This is a genomic window from Actinoplanes sp. NPDC024001 (assembly GCF_040638955.1).
Lineage (GTDB): Bacteria > Actinomycetota > Actinomycetes > Mycobacteriales > Micromonosporaceae > Actinoplanes.
Window position 1 is genome coordinate 1 of record NZ_JBEZZB010000193.1, and the last position, 17718, is coordinate 17718.

Consider the following 17718-nt stretch of genomic DNA (forward strand, 5'->3'; position numbering starts at 1 on the left):
CGGCCGCGCCGCACGCCGAGCGGCTCGGCATGCCGGCGGCGGAGCTGCTGGCGGCGCCGTTCGCGCTGATCGGCACCCCCGGCGAGATCCGGGCGGCGATGGCCCGCACCGAGAAGCGGTGGGGCATCACCCGGTACGCGGTGCGGGCCGCGTTCGTCGACGCGATCGTGGACGCCGGTCTGGTCAGGGCGTGAGGCTGAGCAGCGCCTGCCCGGTGGCCGGGTCGAACGGCACCGACTCGTGGTCGTGCACGATCAGCCACCGGCCGTTCTCCCGCACGCAGCCGAGCGTCGCGCGCACCCACATGTCCACCACGCCGCCGGTCTTGAGCGTGCCGGCGACGTGGTAGAGGAACGAGCAGAAGCCGACGTCACCGTTCGCTCGCACGTGCAGGTCCCGCACCTCGTAGCCGATGTCGGTCGCGTAGGTGTCGAACCACGCCTGGGTGGCGGTTTCGACGGCGCTGCTGCCGCGCGCGTGCAGCGGCGGCAGCAGGTTGTACGTGATCACGTCGGGGTGGTTGCGCGACGCGAGGGGTTTCGGGTCCTTGGCGGCCACGGCGGCGACGCGCTCGTCGACCAGGGCTCGCAGTTCCGCTTCAGCATCCATGCGCCGGTTGTGTACCCCGTTACCGGGCTGCGATAGCCGCGCCGAGCACGATCAACCTCAGTGCCCGTTCAGCGGCGTCGCGCAGCAGCGGCGCCGCGTTCGCCACCGCGTACTCCATCGCCATCACACGCACGAGATCAACGGTGCCGACCGCTGGTGACCCCAGGATGAGAACGCGATGAGGATGTCTTCATGAACGCCAGGTCCGAAACTCGCTAGCCGCCGGGGTGGGGGCCACGGTTGGGTAGGTGCATGTTCAGCTCGCGCAGCGCGATCGCCGCCGCCACCGTCACCGTCGTCCTCTGGGCGTCGGCCTTCGTCGGCATCCGCGCCGCCGCACCGCACTTTCACCCCGGCTCGCTCGCTCTCGGCCGGCTCCTCGCCGGCGCGCTCACCCTGCTGATCTTCCTGGCCGTCCGGCGGCAGGGCCTGCCGCCGCGCGCCGCCTGGCCCGGCATCGTCGTCTCCGGCGTGCTCTGGTTCGGCGTCTACATGGTCGCCCTCAACTGGGGTGAGCAGCTCGTCGACGCCGGCACCGCGGCGATGGTGGTCAACGTCGGCCCGGCCGTGATGGCGCTGCTCGCCGGCTGGCTGCTGCACGAGGGTTTCCCGCCCCGGCTGCTCGCCGGCATCGCGGTGTCGTTCGCCGGCACGGTCGTGGTCGGCTTCTCGATGTCCGACGGCGGTCACGCCTCGGTGCTCGGGGTGCTGCTCTGCCTGGTCGCGGCGGTCACCTACGCCGCCGGGGTGGTCGCGCAGAAACCGGCGCTGCGGCACGCCAGCGCGTTGCAGGCCACCACGTTCGGCTGCCTGATCGGCGCCGTCGCCTGTCTGCCGTTCGCCGGCCAGCTGATCTCGGACGTCGCACGGGCGCCGCTGCACATCACCCTGAACGTCGTCTACCTGGGCGTCTTCCCGACCGCGATCGCGTTCACCACCTGGGCCTACGCGCTGGCCCGCACGACCGCCGGCAAGATGGGATCGACCACCTACGCCGTGCCCGTGGTGGTGGTGATCCTGTCCTGGCTGATCCTCGGCGAGGTCCCCGGCCTGCTCACCCTGGCCGGCGGCGCGCTCTGCCTGGCCGGCGTGGCCGTCTCCCGCAGCCGCCCGCGCCCGGTCCGCGAGCCCGCCCTGCGGTGAGCGGGGCAGCGCGCAGCGTAATCGTCGTCTAGCGTCGGGCATCGTGGCGTGGGCGGGGAACTGGGCGGCCCGAGTGGCCGGCGACGACTGCCGATGGTGTGCCCACGGGCGCCCCGACGAGATCGAGTTCGGGTTACGCGTCTTCTCCGGCCAGGTCACCGACGCCTACTTCGCCCGCCGCGCCTTCGTCCGCGGTTACGCGATCGTCGTCTGGCGCGGCCGGCACATCGTCGAGCCGATGGACCTGACCGTCGGCGAGGCGGACCAGTACCACCGTGAGGTCATCCTCGTCGCCCGGGCCATCCGCGACTGCTTCCGCCCGGTGAAGATGAACTACCTGACCATGGGCAACTGGGAACCCCACCTGCACACGCACGTCACCGCCCGATACCCCGACGACGCCGGCGACGGCGGCCCGCTGCCGGCCACCACGCCACCTCTGCTCGACGAGAGCCGGTGGCGCGCCGACGCGGCCGCGGTGCGAGCTCTCCTCTGAGCCGTACGCGTTCAGCGAGGCACCTTCCGGCTTTCCCGCATTCCCAGTGGGGTAAGGGGAGGGCCATGAGATCCCGGCTCGGCGGCGCCCCGGCGGTTCTGTCGCTCATCGCGCTGTCGCTCTCCACGTTCACCTACGTGACCGCCGAGACCCTGCCGATCGGTCTGCTCCCACTGATCGCCGACGACCTGAACCGGACGGTTTCCGCCGTCGGCCTGCTCGTCACCGTCTACGGGCTGGTCGTGGTCGTCGCCTCCGTACCGCTGACGAAAGTCACCCAGCGCTTCCCGCGCAAGCGGCTGTTGTGCGCCCTGCTCGCGGTGTTCGCCGTCTCGAACGCGCTGTGCGCGTTCCTCGACGGCTACTGGCCGCTGATGGCGGCCAGGGTCGTCACCGCCCTCAGCCAGGCGATCTTCTGGGCGGTCATCACCCCGGCCACCGCGGCCCTCTTCCGCGCGCAGGTGCGCCCGCGAGCACTGTCGATCCTGTACGCCGGAAGCTCGGTGGGCGCCCTCGCCGGTGTGCCCCTCGGCACCTGGCTGGGTCAGCAGACCTCGTGGCGGATCGCTTTCCTCGTGCTCAGCGCCGTAAGTGTCCTGATCCTGCTCACCCTGATCGCCTTGATGCCGAGCGCCCCCGCCGGCGAACGGGAGACCGCCCGGGGCTCAGCCCCCGACGCCGGCCGTTACTGGACCCTCGTCGTCTACACGGCCCTCGCCGTGGGCGGCTCTTTCACCATGTTCACCTATGTCAGCCCGTTCGCCACCGAGGTCAGCGGCTTCGCCGAATCCGGCGTCGGCCCCCTGCTCTTCGTCCGCGGCCTGGCCGGCCTGATCGGCGTATTCGTCGCCGGCTGGGTGGTGGGCCGCAACGGCTGGCTGACCATGGTCGCCTTCATCAGCATCCAGACGCTGGCGCTGACCGCCCAGTGGGCCTTCGGCGATTCCCGGGCCGCCACCGTGGTGACGCTGGCCCTCTCCGGTTTCGCCCTGGCCGGGATGGCCGCAGGTCTGGGCGTGCGCGCCCTGGAGACCGCCCCGAGCAGCTCCGACATGGCCTCCGCCGGCACCTCGACCGCCTTCAACGTGGGCATCACCGGAGGCGCCCTGCTCGGCAGCGTCCTGGTGGACGCCGCCGGCGTCCGGAGCACCCCGCTGGCGGGCGCGGCCCTGACGCTGGCCGCCCTGGTCGCCGTCCTGCTGGAGCCGGTCCTCTCCACCCGCCGCCGCCCCACCCCAGCCCGCGACTCCGTCCCCCACCACTGACCCCGCGCCCCCACCTCGCGCCAACGCTCCCGTCGCCACCGTCCCACCCGGGCCCGCTGCGCCCGCCCGTCCGCCAGCCCGTCCGCCCCCGCCGCCCGCCAGCCCGTCCGCCCTCAACCCCCGGGCCGACCGGCCTGCTGTCCACCGGGCCGTAGCTCACGCGGGCAACGGCGGCCCCTATTACCCGCACGGCCGACGGCCCGACTCGCCCGGCTGTAGGTCGTGCGGGCGACGGCGGGGCCCGTTACCCGCATGGGCTACGGCCCTGCCCAGCCGGCCGTGGGCCTCGCGCGTAAGCCGAGGTGTGTTGCCTGGTGGCGGGGTAGGGGTGAGGGAACGCATCAGCCCGGCGGTCGCGGTGGGGCCTTGAGGGAGTGGGTGCGCGCGCGGAGAGCCGGTGCATGGGTAGTTGCATTTGGGGACCCGACAGGCTCGTACGACGAGAGTTCTTGGGTTGTGCCGGGCCGCTGCCGATTGCCTGGGCCGGGAAGAGGGTGGTGTTCGCCACCGTAATCGTTCTTGAAGTTTCAACATCGGCGGACGATGCTTGGTGAAGCTTCAACAACTGGGGGATGGGTATGACGATCGCGCTGGGAACACCGCTGGCCAGGGTGCGCACCCGGGTCGTCGTGCCGTTGCGGTTCCCGGACGGGTTCGCCACCAGCGCCGAGGTGCACACCTTCAGCGGGCTGGCGGACGGCCGGGAGCATCTGGCCCTGGCGCTCGGTGACTGGCGGGCGGCGCTCGCCGCGTCGGCGCTGGGCGGGCCGGCGCCGCTGGTGCGGCCGCACAGCGAGTGCCTGACCGGCGACGTGTTCGGCAGTGAGCGGTGCGACTGCGGGCCGCAACTGCGCGAGGCCGTCGAGCGGATCAGCGAGACCGGCGGGTTCCTGCTCTACCTGCGGCAGGAGGGTCGCGGCATCGGGCTCTACGCGAAGCTGGACGCCTACGCGCTGCAGGACACCGGGCTCGACACCTACCAGGCCAACCTGGCGCTCGGGCACGGTGAGGACGAGCGCGACTACACGGCCGCCGCGCAGATGCTGGTGGCGCTCGGTGCGGAGCGGATCCGGCTGCTGAGCAACAACCCGGACAAGGCGGCTCAGCTGACGGGGCTCGGCATCGAGGTGGCGGAGCGGATCCCGACCGCGGTGCACCTGTCCGAGGCGAACGCCCGATACCTGACCGCCAAGCGTGACCACACCGCCCACACGCTCGACCTTCCGCTGGCCGGCTGAGATGGGTTCGACCGCCGTGCGCATGGTCTCCGACGTGGACTGGATGCACGCCGCGATCACCGTCTCGCGCACCGCGCCGCTGGTGCCGACGCGCTATGCGGTGGGCGCGGTCGTCGTCGACCACGACGGGAGCGTGCTGGCCACCGGATACACCGGCGAGACCGATCCCGCCCACCACGCGGAGGAGGTCGCGCTCGCCAAGCTGCCGGGTGTGGACCTGTCGCGCGCGACGATCTACACGTCGCTGGAGCCGTGCACGACGCGCCGCTCCCGTCCGGCCTCGTGCACGAGCCTGGTGCTCGACGCCGGGATCCGCCGGGTCGTGCTGGCCCTGCGCGAGCCGCTGCTGTTCGCCGACTGCGACGGCGTGGAGACCCTGCGCCGCCACGGTGTGGAGGTCGTCGAGCTGAGCGGTCTGGCCCGGCACGTCCGGGATATCAACGCGCACGTGCTCACGCCCGCTGTCGCGCCCTGATCAGTACATCGGCGAGGATGATGTGGTGACCGACACGCGCTGGCTGACCCGCGAGGAGCAGGAGACCTGGGTGAACGTCGCCCAGGTTCTGATGCGGCTGCCCGCCGCGCTGGACCGGCAGCTGCGGGAGGACACCGGGATCCCACACGCCTACTACCAGATCCTGGCCATGCTCAGCCAGGAGCCGGGCCGATCGATGCGGATGACCGACCTGGCCCGGGTGGTCGGCAGCACCACCAGCCGGCTGTCGCACGCGGTCGCCAGCCTGGAGCAGCGCGGCTGGGTCCAGCGGCACGCCTGCCGCAGCGACAAGCGCGGCCAGATCGCCTGCCTGACCGACGCCGGCATGGCCGCGCTGGAGGCGGCCGCGCCCGGCCACGTCGCCGAGGTCCGCCGGCTGGTCTTCGACCACCTCAGCGACGACGACGTGGCCTGTCTCGGCGCGATCACCGCGAAACTGCTGCCGACCCTGCATCAGGGCGGCTGACCGGCGTACCGAATCAAATCGTGGAGAGCGCGAGGGCGTCGAGGACGCCGGGGTAGAGGCGGGTTTTGATCACCCGCAGCGCGTGCCCGGCCTTGCCGGCCTGAGCCTGGGCGAGGGAGATCGCCGTGCTCAGCACCTCGTCCTCGCTGACCGCCTGGTCGACGATGCCGCGCTCGGCGGCCTCGCCGCCGCCGTAGCGGCGAGCGGTGACCATCGCCTCGTGCGCGGCCTGCGGGGTGAGACGGGCCTGGATCAGCGCACTCATGCCGGGTGTGAAGGGCAGATCGATGTCTGCCTCCGGCAGACACCAGAACCCGCGGTCCGCGCGCATCACCCGCAGGTCGTGCGCCAGCGAGAACATCGCGCCTCCGGCGAAGACGTGCCCCTGCAGGGCAGCGACGGTCACCATCGGCAGGGTCAGCATGCGGGCGAGCAATTCATGTACGGACTTGGCGTACGCCACGCGCTGATCCGGGTGTGTGGCGAGCCAGTCGAGGTCGAGGCCGAGGCTGTAGTGCTTGCCGGTGGCCGTGGTGACCAGGGCGGCCGGCTTGGTGGCCTGCTCGACCTCGTCCAGCAGGGCGTTGAGGGCGGCGATCCGGTCGGGGTGGAAGCGGTTCTCGGTGTCACCGAGATGAAGGACGTAGACGTCGTCGTGGCGGTCGAGCTGCGGCATTGCGGCAACCTCCTTAGTTACTCACGGGTAACATAGCGGATGCTGCCCCCGTTCGTCGATGACTGCGCCAGCGGGCACAATGGGAGGGTTGGTGTTCTGGGGACGGTTGGAGGAACGGTGGCTCTTCAGGAACGGCCGGAGAAGTGCGTGGTGGCCGTCGACGGGCCGTCCGGCTCGGGCAAGTCCACCGTCTCCCGGCGGCTCGCTGCCACCGTCGAGGGGGTCTACCTCGACACCGGCGCCATGTACCGGGCGGTGACCTGGGCGGTCCTGCAGGCCGGCGTCGACCTGGCCGACCCGGAGGCGATCGCGAAGATCGCCCTCGAGACCGAGCTGTCGATCGGCACCGACCCCGGCGCCCCGCATTTCGCGGCGAACGGCACCAACGTCGACGCACCCATCCGCGGGCCGGAGGTCACCGCAGCGGTCTCCGCCGTCGCGGCCGTCCCCGCGGTGCGCAAACACCTGGTCGCGCTGCAGCAGGCGATCATCGCCTCGCACCCGCGGATCGTCGTCGAGGGCCGCGACATCGCCTCCGTCGTCGCACCCGACGCCGACCTGAAGGTCTACCTGACCGCGTCCGCCGCCGCCCGCGCCGTCCGGCGCAGCGCGGAGGACGCCACCGACGTCGCCGCCACCGAGGCCGACCTGGCCCGCCGTGACAAGCTCGACTCCAGCCGGGCGGTCGACCCGCTCCGGCAGGCCTCCGACGCCATCGAGGTGGACACCACCGGCATGGGGATCGACGAGGTCGTCGCGCACCTTCTCGCACTGCTCAACAGCAAGGTAAGTAAGTGACTGAGCTTCCCGCCGGCCTCGACCTCAACGACTTCGAGGGTGGTTTCGACTTTTCCGACTCTCCCGACTCCTCCGCCGCGGAGGAGTTCTCCGGCCCGGTTCCCGTGGTGGCCGTCGTCGGCCGCCCCAACGTCGGCAAGTCGACGCTGGTCAACCGGATCATCGGCCGTCGTCAGGCGGTGGTCGAGGACGTGCCGGGCGTGACGCGCGACCGCGTGCCGTACGACGCTCAGTGGAACGGCCGCCGGTTCACCGTCGTCGACACCGGCGGCTGGGAACCGGACGCCCGCGACCGGGCCGCGGCCATCGCCAACCAGGCCGAGATCGCGGTGCAGACCGCCGACGTGGTGGTGTTCGTGGTCGACGTGACCGTGGGCGCCACCGACGTGGACGAGGCCGCCGTCAAGATGCTGCGCCGCAGCCACAAGCCGGTCATCCTGGTCGCCAACAAGGCCGACAACCAGAACCTGGAACTCGAAGCGGTGTCGCTGTGGTCGCTCGGCCTCGGCGAGCCCCACACCATCTCGGCGCTGCACGGCCGCGGATCCGGCGACCTGCTCGACGACATCCTGGCCGCGCTGCCGCCCACCCCGCCGGTGACCGAGGGCGGCCCGCGCGGCCCGCGCCGGGTCGCCCTGGTCGGCCGCCCCAACGTCGGCAAGTCGTCCCTGCTCAACCGCCTCGCCCGGGAAGAGCGAGCGGTCGTCGACTCGGTGGCCGGCACCACCGTCGACCCGGTCGACAGCCTGGTCGAGATGGACGGCGAGGTGTGGCAGTTCGTCGACACCGCCGGCCTGCGCAAGCGAGTCCACCAGGCCTCCGGCACGGAGTACTACGCCTCCCTGCGCACCGCCGGCGCGGTGGAAGCGGCGGAGGTCGCCGTCGTCCTGCTCGACTCCGGCGAGGTGATCAGCGAGCAGGACCAGCGGGTGATCACCCAGGTGATCGAGTCCGGCCGGGCCCTGGTGATCGCCTTCAACAAGTGGGACCTGGTCGACGCCGACCGCCGGTTCTACCTGGACAAAGAGATCGACCGGGACCTCAAGCGGGTGACCTGGGCGGTGCGCGTCAACATCTCGGCGAAGACCGGCCGGGCAGTCGACAAGCTGGCCCCCGCGATCCGCCGCGCCCTCGCCTCCTGGGAGCAGCGCATCCCGACCGGCGCCCTGAACCAGTGGCTGACCGCACTGACCCAGGCAACCCCGCACCCGGTGCGCGGCGGCCGGGCCCCGCGCGTCCTGTTCGCGACCCAGGCCGGGGTCGCACCGCCCAGGTTCGTGCTCTTCACGACGGGCCCGTTCGACGCCGGATACCTGCGGTTCATCGAGCGCAAGCTGCGCGAGGAGTTCGGTTTCGAGGGGTCGCCGGTGGAGATCTCGGTGAAGCCGAGGAAGAAGACCGGGCCGGGGGGTCGCGGGAAGGCCCACGGCTGAGGTTGGTAGTCTTTAGGAGATGTCGCGCCGGGCTGGGGTTCGGGGCGGGATCGGGCTGTAGCGCAGCTTGGTAGCGCACTTGACTGGGGGTCAAGGGGTCGCAGGTTCAAATCCTGTCAGCCCGACCATAAATCAGCAGGTCAGAGCCGGTATCGCGGAGACGCGGACCGGCTCTTTCTGTTTGTCGACCTCCGTTGGGAGAAATCTGGGAGACGATCTCTTCCCGGAGTAGCCGGTCCAGAACCGCTACCGGCGAGCCGGGAGACAACCGCCGACGCGCGTCCAGAGCGTTCTCCCACGCACCCGTCAGTCCGTCGAGCAGCCGCGCCACCATGTCGGCAGTCGCATGCGCGTACCGTGCCTGCACCGAACCGTCCGTATGCCCCATCTGGTCGTCCATCAAGGGTGACGGGGTACCGAGTTCCAGCATCAGCGTCTTGTACGTGTGCCGCAGACCATGCGGCGTAAGCCCCGGAGCGACCGGCAGCCAGCAGGCGTCCGCCCGCGCCAACGCACCCCGACCACGAAGAGGGACGCCCGGCCAGGGCTGCGCCGACAGCGGCACCGGCCGCACCGGCTTCGGGGCCTTCGCCGGGTACCGGCCGGTCGCCGCAGGCTGGAACAACCAGGTGGCGAACCCGTTACGCCGGTAGTGCGCCGCCGCGCCGCCGACGTCAGATCGCTCGTAGCCCAGGGCGGCGATAGCGTCCCGCACGGCTTGCCGCACCGCCCCGCTGACGGCTTCGGGTCGGTTGAGGACGTTCGACACGGTGCCGGTCGACACCCCGGCAGCGCGCGCGACGTCGGCGAGCCGCGGGCCAGTCCGCTGCGCGCCGTGGTTCTGCGTCCGATAGCCCCGGAAGACGTACCGGAGTCCATGGCACTCGCACGGTCGCGACACCGCCCGGCCGACATGATCGCTGATCAGAGCGCCGAGCCAGGCGGGAATGTTGACGTTGCGGTACGAGTCGTCCTTGGGCGGGCAACGGTGGAACACGCCGCTGTCCAACTCGTAGAGCTGCCACTCCACCCGCAGCATCGAGGGTCGCACGTAGCACCGGACACGCCCCACCGGATGCTTCGGTGAGAACTTTCTCTACATCTTCAAGGCGCGGCTTCGGGGCACGGCGCTGCCGCCTTCGGCTCCGCGCCGGCCCCGGCCGCGCTGATGCATAACTCAGGCGAACACGACGAAGCCCCGGTCCATCCGCGACGGATGGACCGGGGCTTCATGCTGTTAGTGCCCAAGAGAGCTAGCTTTGGCCGTCTGCCCGTCGTTGTTTGTCGGCCACACGTTCGCTTGCGTCACGCAACTGTCGCAAGTCATGAGCGGCGGCTCTCGGAGAGGCGTACACCTCGTTAGGCCATCCGAGGCGCCGCATAACTGGCCTTCTAATTCGGTGATATCGGCTGTTTGCCCGTTTTATAAGTAGGACGGTTATCATCCCGATCAGAAGGAGCGAGTAGCCAAGAGCAACCTCGCCGGCTACCGACGTCATTAAGACACCTGCCACGAAGGCAAATACAACAGTCAAAGTTCTGACCACCTCACCCTCCCTGAAGCGGACTTCAAAGAAGATGAAGGCTTCACGGTTCTGCGCGAGCCAATCGACGAGTTCTGCTTCGTCCTCCGTGGCCTGCGCGACTCTCCTGCGTGCGCGGGCGCTGTATTGGCTCAGCTGTCGCGCTGCCGCGGGCGTCATAAGGTTGACCCCAAGTCCGACGGGGATCGCAAGTGCGAGGCCGAGCCAGAAGGAGAGGTCGCCGATCATCGATGCCTCCAAGCCTGCAAGGACGGTGAGCGCGAACGTAGCGCACTCCCTGTCGCAGGTGGGTACCTCGCCTCCGGCGGGCAGGGCCTCCGGCCCTACGACCCGGATCAGGCCTCCGGCGGCCAGGGCTTCCAGCCCTGGACCCGGGCGGCTCCGGGATGCCAAGATCCGGCGGCCTCTCGCCGCGCACCGGAGGCAGCCAGACCGTGGCCGGCTGGCCCAGGTCGTTCGTCCGGTGGGGTGCTCCACCTGGGCCAGCCGGCCACGGCCCAGCGGGGCGATGCCTGCGCGACGGGATGCCACCAGCTCCACCACCCTGTCTTCGATCGTGGGGAGAATTCTGGGAGACGATCTTGTCCTCCAGCCCGCCAGAAGCCATCTCAGAGCCATGAACACCACCAACATTGAGCAGGCGGTTGGTACGCATGTACTGGTCAAGCGGAGATGTTGACCATGCTGGGGGTCAAGGGGTCGCAGGTTCAAATCCTGTCAGCCCGACGAAGTGTTTCCGCAGTTCACGAGGCTGGTCTGAATCTTGGACCAGCCTCATCCGCGTTCCTGAGGACCAGAAGAGTCAAGTAGTGCCAGCGGTAGCGCACCTTGACCGCTGGTCGCGCGTAAGCGGTGATCGCGAGCGGACGCCATGCGATGAGGCTGCTGGTGAAGCCGATCCGTAACGTGGATTCATAGACTTGCGCCTCTTGCAAGTAACAGACGTCAATGCGACAAAGCTCTGGACGGCCCTTGAGGCCCGAATGAAGATTCGCTTTTAGCTGAACGTATCCTTTCGATTACGGAGCGGAATGAGCAGTCCAGGGGAACAGCGTTCCGTGGATGCCCAAGAGCGCTACAGGGCAGTTACCAAGGATTATGAGCTAGCCTCAGATAGATTGAGGCAGGCTAAATCGACCCGTACGGCTTACTGGTTGATTCTGCTGTGTGGCGCAACGCTAGCGTTCCTCCTTGCGTATTCCGTAGCTATCGGCCTGTGGCGAGATCAGCCTATATTAACGCGTTATGTCGGTTTGCTGGCGCTGTTGATCCTATGTGTTGTTGGGGGTAGGCAGCTCATCAGAGTCCGCCGCGACATAGTCGGCCTGGATCTCGACGTGCGCAACCTGGGACACGATCGACAAACTGCAGCGACAAAAATTGAGCTGGAGTCCGTGCAATCGCTCCGGATATACCGCGAAGCATCCCAGGACGTGGTCAATCAGTTCCGGACCCGAGCGGGTCGGAATCGCCGAATTCACAATCTCAACCAAGCGGTCGTAATCGTCGGATCAATCGCTGCTTCAACCACAACGGCATTGCTCGCTGAGGGGCACCCTCTTGGTTGGGTGGCGACCGCACTCACTACAACGGTCAGCGTAACTGCCGGACTTGCGGCGTACTTCAAGTTTCGGGAGCGTAGCTACAACCTGCAGTCGACGGCCGACGAGATCGAACGGAACTACAACGCCTCTCAGTTTCGCCTTGACGACTACGAGAATGACACTGACGAAGCTTCTCGTCTTCGCCGGTTCGCCAAGAACGTCGAGCGCCTCCGAGAGGAGCAGAGGAAGCGTGAACTCCAGTTGGAGCAATCGTCAGGCAAGACTGAAGACCGTGCTTGATTCTCCGCACGACTATTCCAGGCGAACCTGAGCCGGCCGACCGGAGGGCGTCGTCCCGTTGTGGTAAGGGATCAGATGAGGCCGCTGTCATTGGCAGGCGTCATCCTTAGTGGCGCCACCGCGTTGGTCATGGTTATGCTTCAATATTCGGTGCTGATGGCAGGGTTGGCATTACTGGTTCTGTCGTGTCAGCTCTCGCCGCGACAGTCGCAGGTTTCTCGCATCACGCTGTCTGGCGCCGGAAGTAGCCAGTCCGACTCTTCGCTGATCGGTGTGAGCTGCACCCGTTGCGGTGGCCGTTCTACGCTCGCGCCGGCGCTGAACGGCCTATTTGCCCAGCTCAACCAGGGTCTGGCCGTCGACGGCATGCGCTCACCGACGCCGCCGTCAAAGGTCTCCACTGAGCACCATCGCCGCGGGCGTCAGATTGGGTTGATCGTCAGGTCGCGGAAGGACACGCGGAACGGCGGCTTTGCGGACGTCTTGCCGGTGATGCCGAGCACGAAACGGCCTGACTCGTAGCTCGCTCCGTCCCAGCGGCCGATCTCGTCGCCGTCGCGGGTGAGGGTCAGCTGCTTGCCCTCGGCGGTGATGCCCACCGTCACCGGCTTGTTCGGCCCGGCCGGTGCGGGGTGGCGGAACGTCTTCTGCTTCTTCAGGTCGCCCGGCTGCGGGACGCCGTGCAGCAGCAGCGTGGTGTTCTCGGCGCAGATCTGCAGCAGGTAGCCGCCGTCGTCCGGGAGGCCGTCGTGGTTCTCGAACCGCAGCCACACCCCGGCGCAGCTGGCCGGGTTGTGCAGGGTCACCTTCACGGTGGCCGCGAAGTCGCTGAAGATGCGGCGGGTGCCCGGGCAGCGGAACGTGCCGGCTTTCAACTTCTCCACCACGAGCCCGTCGTCGATGTCGCAGGTGGCCTTCTCGGTGTCGTTCGACTCTGACGTCCAGTCGCCGCCTTTGGTGGTGAGGGCGTCGACGAGCAGCGGCGTGACCGCGCCGGCAGCCGAGGGCTCGGTCGACGGCCCGGCCGTGGTGCCGTTGCCGCCCGATTCCCAGGGCAGCCGGATGTTGCCGTAGGCGACCCCGGCGACCAGCAGCATCGCGAGCACCGCGACGGCGGCGATCACCGGACGTCCCCAGGAGCGCCGCTTCGGCCGGTGCGGCATGTACGTCGTCGCCACAGGAGCCGGAGGAGCCGGAGGAGACGGCTGGGCCGGCTGGGCCGGCTGCGTCCGCTGGGCCGGCAAGACCCGCACCGTGATCTGGGGGTCCTCGGCCGCCATCGGGCTGCCGGCCGCCTCCGCGGCCGGCTGTTGCACGGGCCCCACCGAGCCGTGCGCGTGGAACCGGGTGGTGGCCTGCCCGGGCGGTTGGTGGATCTGGTGCATGTCGGTGGAGGCGCGCGCCTCGGCGACCGCCTCCCGCAGCGCGGGCTGCCGGTCGAGCACCGCGGCCGGGCTGCCGGCCCGGTTCGGTGTCATGGTGAGCAGCCGGTCCAGCACCTCGCGGGCGGTCGGCCGCTGCGCCGGGTCCTTGGCCAGGGCCTGCTCGACCAGGCCGCGCAGCGGCTCGGCCAGGCCGTCCAGGTCGGGCTCGCCGGTGAGAATGCGCACCGCGACGATGTGCGGCATGTCGGCCGCGAACGGGGTGCGGCCGGTGCCCGCGTACGCCACCACGGCCCCCCACGCGAAGATGTCCGCCGCCGGCGTGACGGTGTGCCGCGCCCCCGGTTCGAGCCGCTCGGGCGCCATGTACGTGACCGTGCCGACCATCTGGTCGGTGCGCGTCGGGCCGTCCGCCGCCTGCACCGCCCGCGCGATCCCGAAGTCGATCACCTTGGGGCTGCCGGGGGCGAGCAGCACGTTGCTCGGCTTGAGGTCGCGGTGAATGACGCCGGCGCCGTGGATCGCGGTCAGCGCGGTGGCCACCCCGATCGCGACGCCGTGCAGGTTGCCCGGGGTGAGCGGGCCCTGCTCAGCGACGACCGCGGCCAGGCTGGGCCCGTCGACGTACTCGACGACCAGGTACGGCGTCTCGTGGTCGGGGTCGGCGTCGAGCACTTCGGCGGTGCAGAACGGCGGAACGTCGCGGGCCCGCTCGACCTCGCTGCGGAACCGGCTGCGGAACTCGTGCTGGTGGGCCAGGTCAGAGCGAATGATCTTGACGGCGACCTTCCGCCCGGCCTGGTCCGTGGCCAGATAGACGCAGCCCATGCCGCCTTCGCCGAGTCGGCCGATCAGCTGGTACGGGCCCACCTGCCGCGGATCCCCGGACCGCAGGGCCTGGCCCAACCCGGTCATGTCGCCTCCACTGTTGTCACTGCCGTGCCCGGGACGAGCAGACGCTCGATCCATCGCGCCGGCTCGGACCGCTCCCATCCGGCCCGCACGATAACGTGCGCCCGCTCGCTCGCGCTGTCGGCAACGATCAAAGTCACGCCGTCCGGGGCGGCACCGAGGCCGGCCGGCACCCCGCGGCGGGCCAGCTCACGCACCGCAGCCGTCACCGCACGCGGCGGACGCGTCCCGGCCTCGATGACCAGCGGCACCTGCCGGGCGAGGGCGAGCGCCACGGCGACCCGCAGCACCGACGGGGCGTCCGCAGCCACGGCGACGCGGGCCAGCACCGTGTCGAACCGCTCCGGCGGCGCCGACACCGTCACCTGCCCCACCGTCACGTCTTCCGGCATCGCGACGGGCTCGGTCAGCACGACGACGTCGGGTTCGCCGCTGCGGACCAGCTCGGCGAGGTCGGCGGCCGGGCCGGCGCTGAACCGGGTCACCACCGGCGCGGCGAGCCCGCGGGCGACCAGCGGGCGGGCCAGGGCGGCCAGCTCGGCCATCGTGGTGTTCATCGCCACCAGGTTCGCCGAGTGGCCGCTGCCCACTTCCAGCGGCGACGTCGCGTACGGGACCAGGCGGGCCAGCGCCACGGTGGCCGGCCGGGCCGGCCCGGCCAGGTCGGCGGCGAGGTCCACCAGGCCGGCCGCCGCCGCGCCGGGCGGGACGACGGCCAGGACCCGGAACCCGGCCGCGTCCGCCACCAGGGCCCGCTCGGCCCGGGCGATGTCCGCCTCGGCCAGCCGCCGGGGGTAGATCCAGGCCAGCAGCGGTCCGGCCATCGCCGTGGTGACCAGCGCCATCACCACCATCATGGAGAACAGCTGGCCGTCGAGGATGCCCAGTTGCAGTCCCACGGTGAGGATGACGATCTCGGTGAGGCCGCGGGTGTTCATCAGGGTGGCGATCGCCCCGGCCTGCCGGTTGCCGATCCGGTTGAGGCGGGCCCCCGCGTACGCGCCGGCGAACTTCCCGCCGATCGCGGTGAGCAGGATCAGGGCAAGCTCGGTCAGCGCCGACAGGTCGATGGTGGACAGGTCGACCTGCAGGCCGGCGATCACGAAGAACATCGGGAGCAGCAGCAGGACGCTGACCTGTTCCAGTCGTTCCAGGATCTCGTGGCGCAGCGTGTCGCCACCCACCCGGGGCATCACCGCGCCGAACACGAACGCGCCGAAGATGGCGTGCAACCCGATCTGCTCGGTGGCGTAGCAGGACAGCAGCAACCCGACCAGGATCACCGCGAGGACGTCCGGCGTCAGCCGGCCGGCCCGGTCCCGGGCTGCCAGCAGCCGCCGCAGCAGCGGCCGGACCAGCAGGAACATGGCGGCGAGGTAGGGCACCGCGAAGATCAGCTGCCAGGGCGCGCCACCGTCAGCGGCGCCGACCGCGACCACCACGGCCAGCAGTGACCAGGCGAGCACGTCGTCGACGGCGGCGCTCGCCAGGGCCAGCCCACCCACTTCGGTGCGCATCAGCCCACGGTCGGCCACGATCCGGGCCAGCACCGGGAACGCGGTGACCGCCATCGCCGCGCCGATGAACAGCGCGAACGGCAGCACGTCGGTGACGTCGTGCCGGCCGGCCAGCCAGAGGGCGAGCAGCACCCCGAAGGCGAGCGGGGCCAGCACCGAGCCGACCGAGATGCTCACCGCCACCCGTTGCCGGCCGCGGACCAGGCGGTCGTCGAGCTCGTAGCCGACGATGAACATGAACAGCACCAGGCCGACGTTGGCCAGTCCGGCGAGGGCCGGGAGGATCTCGGCCGGAAACAGCCGATCGCTGATCAGGTGGCCGAACAGGGTCGGGCCGATCAGGATGCCGGCGAGGATCTCCCCGACCACCGGTGGCTGCCCGATCCGTTTCGCCGCGGCGCCGAGCACCCGGGCCAGCACGATGACCACGGCCAGCCCCAGCAGGAGCTGGCCGACCTGGTGCGCGGTCATGACGCGACGGCGTCGAGCCGGGCCGCCACCACGGCCGCGGACGGCCGCTCGGGCGCCTCGCCCAGACAGTCGCGGATCAGTTCGGCGACCGGTCCGGGCAGGGCGGGGTCGAGCTGCGGGCTGGTGGACAGCACCCGGCGCAGGGCGAGCAGCCCGTCGGTCTGCGGCATCTCGCCGTAGAGACCGCGGCCGGTCGTCACGCGGTGGATCAGGACCCCGAGCGACCACACGTCGGTCGCCGGTCCGGGCGGGCCGCCGAGCAGGAGATCGGGGTCCACGTACTCGACCGCGTCGAGCCCGCCCATCCCGGTGACGGTCACTCCCTCGGTGAAGATCTGCGCCAGGCCGAGGTCGGACAGCCGGCCGCCGGTGCCGTGCAGCAGGACGTTGCCGGGCTTGATGTCGCGGTGCACGATTCCGGCGTCGTGCAGCGCCGCGGCGGCCCGGGCGGCGTCCGCGACGGCCCGCAGACCCTGTCCGGGCGGCACCGGGACGGCCGGGGCAGCCAGCGAGCCGGCCGGTTCGTACTCCATCGAGTAGAAGAAGACGCCGTCCTGCTGGCCGGCGTCGATCGGGGCGACCAGGTGCGGTGAGGTGACCGCGGCGTACGCCGCCAGTTCCCGGGTGGCCCGCCGGAACGCGACCTCGGTCGACTCGGCGGCGAGCACCTTGACCGCGACGAGGTCGGCGTCGATCGGCAGCCGGCGCGGCCGGCGGGCCAGGAAGAACTGCCCGTGATTGCCCGAGCCCAGCGGCCGGACGAAGTCGTAGTCGGCGATGCCCTGCACCGGTTCGTCTCCCCTACGGATTGCGATGCGACTCGTACCGGAACCAGCGCCGGCCCAGCTCGACCCGGGTGCCGGGCCGGATGGGCAGCGGCTCGCCCGGGGTGAGCCGCACCGACTGCTCGGTGCCGGGTGGCAGCACGTACGTGCCGTTCGCGGAACCCAGGTCGGTCAGCTCCACCCGCCAGCCGGTCAGGCCGACGCGCACGTGCTGGCGCGACACCCCGCTGACCGGGCCGGTGAGCCGCAACGGCCGGGCCCGGCGTGCGCTGACGTCGGGATGCTGGTCCGGCTCGCGCCCGGCCACGTAGTCGAAGTCCAGGCGCAGCGTGCTGCCGTCGTCGAGCAGCAGCAACCCCAGCGGTGGCCGCGGACCGAGCCGGCTCACCTGCGTCACCTGGGCCATCGAGATGCCGCAGATCTGGCAGTAGCGCAGCTGCGGGTCGTTGAAGTGCTCGTTGCGGCAGAGCACCCCCTCGATCAGGACCCGGGTGTCGGCTTCCGGCTCGACGGCGGCGGGCGCGGGCGGACCGGCGTGGCCGGGCCGCAGAATGACCGCCTCGAACGGCGCCGCGCGGTCCGGCACCCGCGGGGCCACCGCCGGGCGGGTGTGTTCGGCGAGCAGCCCGGCGCCGGCGACCAC

At 70.5% G+C, this 17718-nt stretch carries 16 protein-coding genes, 1 tRNA gene and 2 pseudogenes; 11 read left to right on the top strand and 8 right to left on the bottom strand.

Features of this window, described 5'->3' with window-relative positions; all coding sequences use genetic code 11:
• Positions 1-194, top strand: a pseudogene (locus AB0F81_RS43920) (hypothetical protein); the annotation flags it as partial.
• On the opposite strand, the gene AB0F81_RS43925 reads toward AB0F81_RS43920, so the two are convergent.
• Positions 184-609 (bottom strand): SgcJ/EcaC family oxidoreductase, encoded by a 426-nt coding sequence (locus tag AB0F81_RS43925; RefSeq protein WP_360208827.1) that lies wholly within the window; start codon positions 607-609, stop codon positions 184-186. The pseudogene AB0F81_RS43920 and the gene AB0F81_RS43925 sit on opposite strands and share 11 nt — an antisense overlap.
• Before the next feature lie 252 nt (positions 610-861).
• Here AB0F81_RS43925 and AB0F81_RS43930 point away from each other — a divergent pair, with 252 nt between their 5' ends.
• From AB0F81_RS43930 to AB0F81_RS43955, 6 genes are all read left to right on the top strand, one after another.
• Complete coding sequence (locus AB0F81_RS43930) at positions 862-1752, top strand: DMT family transporter (protein ID WP_360208830.1); 891 nt, start codon at positions 862-864, stop codon at positions 1750-1752.
• Positions 1753-1795: 43 nt separating this feature from the next.
• Complete coding sequence (locus tag AB0F81_RS43935) at positions 1796-2248, top strand: HIT domain-containing protein (protein WP_360208834.1); 453 nt, start codon at positions 1796-1798, stop codon at positions 2246-2248.
• Positions 2249-2313: 65 nt separating this feature from the next.
• A complete protein-coding gene (locus tag AB0F81_RS43940; protein WP_360208836.1) occupies positions 2314-3513 on the top strand; it encodes an MFS transporter in 1200 nt (399 codons plus the stop codon).
• 578 nt (positions 3514-4091) lie between these two features.
• The gene (gene ribA, locus AB0F81_RS43945) at positions 4092-4751 is read left to right on the top strand and encodes a GTP cyclohydrolase II (RefSeq protein WP_360208839.1); all 660 of its coding nucleotides are present in this window, start codon (positions 4092-4094) and stop codon (positions 4749-4751) included.
• A 22-nt stretch (positions 4752-4773) separates the two neighbouring features.
• Positions 4774-5226, top strand: a complete 453-nt coding sequence (locus tag AB0F81_RS43950; protein ID WP_360208868.1) for a deaminase — start codon at positions 4774-4776, stop codon at positions 5224-5226.
• Positions 5227-5251: 25 nt separating this feature from the next.
• On the top strand, positions 5252-5713 hold the full coding sequence (locus tag AB0F81_RS43955; RefSeq protein WP_360208842.1) for a MarR family transcriptional regulator: 462 nt from the start codon (positions 5252-5254) through the stop codon (positions 5711-5713).
• 13 nt (positions 5714-5726) lie between these two features.
• Here the strand turns inward: AB0F81_RS43955 and AB0F81_RS43960 are convergent, their stop codons facing one another.
• The gene (locus tag AB0F81_RS43960; protein ID WP_360208845.1) at positions 5727-6389 is read right to left on the bottom strand and encodes an enoyl-CoA hydratase-related protein; all 663 of its coding nucleotides are present in this window, start codon (positions 6387-6389) and stop codon (positions 5727-5729) included.
• A gap of 117 nt (positions 6390-6506) precedes the next feature.
• On the opposite strand from AB0F81_RS43960, the gene cmk reads away from it, so the two are divergent.
• The 3 genes from cmk (at position 6507) to AB0F81_RS43975 (ending at position 8748) form a co-directional block, all read left to right on the top strand.
• Positions 6507-7187 carry a (d)CMP kinase gene (cmk, locus tag AB0F81_RS43965; RefSeq protein ID WP_360208847.1) on the top strand — a complete coding sequence of 227 codons (681 nt, stop codon included), beginning with the start codon at positions 6507-6509 and terminating at the stop codon, positions 7185-7187.
• Positions 7184-8620, top strand: coding sequence for a ribosome biogenesis GTPase Der (gene der, locus AB0F81_RS43970; RefSeq protein ID WP_360208849.1), 1437 nt, complete (start codon positions 7184-7186; stop codon positions 8618-8620). Before cmk ends, der begins: the two co-directional genes overlap by 4 nt.
• Positions 8621-8671: 51 nt before the next feature.
• Positions 8672-8748, top strand: a tRNA-Pro gene (locus AB0F81_RS43975).
• Between the two features lie 92 nt (positions 8749-8840).
• Here AB0F81_RS43975 and AB0F81_RS43980 read toward each other — a convergent pair.
• A pseudogene (locus tag AB0F81_RS43980) lies at positions 8841-9674 on the bottom strand (LacI family DNA-binding transcriptional regulator); the annotation flags it as partial.
• Positions 9675-9873: 199 nt separating this feature from the next.
• Positions 9874-10392, bottom strand: a complete 519-nt coding sequence (locus tag AB0F81_RS43985; protein WP_360208852.1) for a hypothetical protein — start codon at positions 10390-10392, stop codon at positions 9874-9876.
• A gap of 830 nt (positions 10393-11222) precedes the next feature.
• Here AB0F81_RS43985 and AB0F81_RS43990 point away from each other — a divergent pair.
• Positions 11223-12008: a DUF4231 domain-containing protein gene (locus AB0F81_RS43990; RefSeq protein WP_360208855.1), complete on the top strand. Its 786-nt coding sequence runs from the start codon at positions 11223-11225 to the stop codon at positions 12006-12008.
• 422 nt (positions 12009-12430) lie between these two features.
• Here the strand turns inward: AB0F81_RS43990 and AB0F81_RS43995 are convergent, their stop codons facing one another.
• The 4 genes from AB0F81_RS43995 to AB0F81_RS44010 all read right to left on the bottom strand — a co-directional run.
• A complete protein-coding gene (locus AB0F81_RS43995; RefSeq protein ID WP_360208857.1) occupies positions 12431-14305 on the bottom strand; it encodes a serine/threonine-protein kinase in 1875 nt (624 codons plus the stop codon).
• Entirely contained in the window at positions 14302-16290 is a 1989-nt protein-coding gene (locus tag AB0F81_RS44000; protein ID WP_360208859.1) for a cation:proton antiporter, read from the bottom strand. Before AB0F81_RS44000 ends, AB0F81_RS43995 begins: the two co-directional genes overlap by 4 nt.
• Positions 16287-17078 carry a protein kinase gene (locus AB0F81_RS44005; protein ID WP_360208862.1) on the bottom strand — a complete coding sequence of 264 codons (792 nt, stop codon included), beginning with the start codon at positions 17076-17078 and terminating at the stop codon, positions 16287-16289. Before AB0F81_RS44005 ends, AB0F81_RS44000 begins: the two co-directional genes overlap by 4 nt.
• A gap of 13 nt (positions 17079-17091) precedes the next feature.
• Positions 17092-17718, bottom strand: a 627-nt coding sequence (locus tag AB0F81_RS44010) for an FHA domain-containing protein (protein ID WP_360208865.1), incomplete at its 5' end; no start/stop codon positions are given.